Genomic DNA, 655 nt, shown 5'->3' on the forward strand with positions numbered 1-655 from the left:
GCAATCATCTGTGTGGGCACTCGTACAGATTGAGTTCTAACAGCCGAGCTACTTAGGTAGCGAGGCAAACAAATTAGAGTCTCAATTGAAAACTGAGTGACCAACAGAATAGTTATTTAGATAATTATTCGGCACAGTCAATTCAATATCGAAAGATATTAAAATAAATTCAGAATTCATTGAGCTGTCGAAAGACATAAAACTTTTTAATTGAAGAGTTTGATCATGGCTCAGATTGAACGCTGGCGGCAGGCCTAACACATGCAAGTCGAGCGGTAACAGAAAGTAGCTTGCTACTTTGCTGACGAGCGGCGGACGGGTGAGTAATGCTTGGGAACATGCCTTGAGGTGGGGGACAACAGTTGGAAACGACTGCTAATACCGCATAATGTCTACGGACCAAAGGGGGCTTCGGCTCTCGCCTTTAGATTGGCCCAAGTGGGATTAGCTAGTTGGTGAGGTAATGGCTCACCAAGGCGACGATCCCTAGCTGGTTTGAGAGGATGATCAGCCACACTGGGACTGAGACACGGCCCAGACTCCTACGGGAGGCAGCAGTGGGGAATATTGCACAATGGGCGCAAGCCTGATGCAGCCATGCCGCGTGTGTGAAGAAGGCCTTCGGGTTGTAAAGCACTTTCAGTCAGGAGGAAAG

Annotated in this window: 1 rRNA gene; it reads left to right on the forward strand. The window is 47.9% G+C overall.

From position 1 onward, the window contains the following. Positions 1-207 precede the first annotated feature (207 nt). Positions 208-655, forward strand: a 16S ribosomal RNA gene (locus L656_RS0113495); the annotation flags it as partial.

This window comes from Pseudoalteromonas sp. TAE56 (assembly GCF_000497955.1).
Taxonomy (GTDB): Bacteria; Pseudomonadota; Gammaproteobacteria; order Enterobacterales; family Alteromonadaceae; genus Pseudoalteromonas.